Below are 2409 nucleotides of genomic sequence, written 5' to 3' on the forward strand. Positions count from 1 at the left end.
ACGCCAACCCGGTCGACCGCGGTCTTCATGTTATCATAGATGCCACGCCCGGGGACGCCTTCGAAGACGCGGAATGCATGCCAGTGGGCATCAAACAGCATCTCATGCGTTTGCAACAGATAGGCCCGCACCAAAAATGCCCGGCTGTGCGACAGCTTGATATGCGCGACCTGCAGCTTGATACGCTCGCCGCCGACATAGGCCCAGTCCTCGCTCCAATCGAACTGGAAAGCCTCGCCCGGCGCGAACACCAGCGGCACGAAAGTCCCACGATCTGTCGTGTGATGCGCACGCTGCCGGTCACCCTTCCATTCCCGCACAAAGGCCGCAACACGTTCGTAGGAACCGTCATATCCAAGCTTTACAAGATCGGCATGCATCAGCTTCGCCGTTCGGCGTTCCTTGCGTGATTTGCGCTGATCAGTCGTCAGCCACGCAGTAAGATGCTTAGCATAAGGGTCCAGCTTGCTGGGGCGATCTGGCACCTGAAATGCAGGTTCAACAATCCCCTCCCGCAGATACTTCTTGATCGTGTTGCGAGATACGCCCGTCCGCCGCGCGATCTCGCGAATAGGCATCTTATCCCGCAGTGCCCATTTCCGAATTACCCTCAAAAATCCCATGTCTATCACTCCATGCGCCCCCAGCTGATTCAAGCCGGGGCAAGGTTACACATGGGTCAATTCTCAATGACAATTTCTGCTGGTGCCGGGTCAGTTCTCAATGACAATCAACAGTTGGTCTATATCCTTAGGCTCTCACACACCCGCAAGCGTGCCAAACTATTGCTAAATAGTGGCATTGAAGCCCTGAATGATGGGTTTGTCATGTTCGATGGCGATGATCGGTTGATTCTGTGCAATAGAAAATACCAAGAAATCTATGAACTTCCTGAAGAAGTCCTCAGACCCGGAACTCCATATTCAAGCGTCTTTGGTGCGTGGTTTGCGAAACAAGACCCCGCCCCTGCCGAAACAGAAGTGTCGAACTGGATCAATACGCGACGCGCAAAGAGTGTTGTCGGTGAAAAACTGGATATGGACCATCGCCTTGCTGATGGGCGGGTCATCAAAACGTCTAATCACCCTCTGCAAGATGGAGGTATTGTTGGCCTGCGTGTGGATGTGACTGAACTCACCCGCGCCAAGTTGGCTGCTGAAGCAGCAAGTAAGGCCAAGTCTGACTTTATGGGTGTACTAAGCCATGAGCTGCGAACGCCATTGACGGTGATCATGGGGGTCGCAAAGCTTTCGGAAAATGCTCGGTTGCTTCGTTCGTCAAAGGCACTGCTTACGGCTTATGAAGAAGGCGATGTACCGTCAGAAAAAGCCAAAGCAATGTTGGAAGATATATTCGCCCAACTTAGTGGTTTGCAGCAAAGAATGGTTCAATCAGGAGAGCATTTGGAGCATCTAATCAATGAATTGCTGGATGTGGCAAAAATTGAATCTGGACGCTTGGTGATTGAGCCTACAATCTGCAATATCAAAGATATCGTCGATCCCGTTTTTCAACAACTCAGTACCCTTTCACGTAAGAAAGGGCTCGATTTTGAAGTCGTGCAAGAGGCCGAAACGGTATTTGCTGACAACATGAGAGTTCGACAAATTTTGATCAATTTGGTTGGGAATGCAATCAAGTTCACCGATTCAGGATTTGTCCGCCTTTGTATCAAACAACACGACGACATGGTTCGTTTTGAAGTCTGTGACACTGGAGAAGGCATATCTGAGACAGAGTTCGAAAGTATCTTCGACGTTTTTTACCAAGTCGATTCAACAGCTACACGGCGCGCTGGTGGCACAGGAATGGGATTGGCCATCTCACGAAGCCTCGCAGAGTTGCAGGGAGGCGCCCTTACCGTTAGCAGTACTATCGGCAAAGGAAGCTGCTTTGTGCTGACCCTCCCAGCCACAAGAACCAGATCTGAGCAACCAGAAGCACTCTCGGAACTTTGCGCAGAACAGTCCTGATAGGTTAATCCCCCATTTTTTCACAACGCATCCGTAGAATTTGCGCGGCCATTTTCAGTTTCATGGCGGGTGGTATGCCACCGATGCCCATGTTGGGGCGGTCGTTGTTTTAAGTCCAGAGCCATTGCGTGGCGCTATCCTGGGCTGCGCCGACGCTTTCGGTTTTGTTAACTTTCCACTAGCTGCAGCTTTGGCCTGCCCCCCAGTCGTCCCTCAGTCATAACGAGAGTCCTAGGGTTTGATAGTCGTCGGTTTCGGGTGTGGCAAGCGCGCCGGTCGCGGCCGCGTTGCCACAGGTGGCGGTGATCCCGCGCGACACGGCGGCGGGGGTGTTGGGCATAGCGCGAACAACTGGCGTTTGCGCGCCCAAAACTTGCTCATAAAAGCTGATCGGCGTGCCCGCCGCCACCGATACAAACAGCGTGCTGCCATTGCC

General features: G+C 52.6%; 2 protein-coding genes and 1 pseudogene. 1 reads left to right on the forward strand and 2 read right to left on the reverse strand.

The features are described 5' to 3' along the window. A partial coding sequence (istA, locus tag AKU79_RS18985) for an IS21 family transposase (protein ID WP_231580166.1) occupies positions 1–623 on the reverse strand: 623 nt, incomplete at its 3' end. A 66-nt stretch (positions 624–689) separates the two neighbouring features. Here istA and AKU79_RS12400 point away from each other — a divergent pair. Further along, positions 690–1973: an ATP-binding protein gene (locus AKU79_RS12400; protein ID WP_050523919.1), complete on the forward strand. Its 1284-nt coding sequence runs from the start codon at positions 690–692 to the stop codon at positions 1971–1973. 268 nt (positions 1974–2241) lie between these two features. Here the strand turns inward: AKU79_RS12400 and AKU79_RS12405 are convergent. After that, a pseudogene (locus AKU79_RS12405) lies at positions 2242–2409 on the reverse strand (pyrroline-5-carboxylate reductase family protein); the annotation flags it as partial.

The sequence above is a fragment of the Pseudorhodobacter wandonensis genome (genome assembly GCF_001202035.1).
Lineage (GTDB): Bacteria > Pseudomonadota > Alphaproteobacteria > Rhodobacterales > Rhodobacteraceae > Pseudorhodobacter > Pseudorhodobacter wandonensis.

Coding starts and splice junctions, on each gene's coding strand:
- AKU79_RS12400 (WP_050523919.1), top strand. CDS start 690: ATGACAATTTCTGCTGGTGCCGGGTCAGTTCTCAATGACAATCAACAG.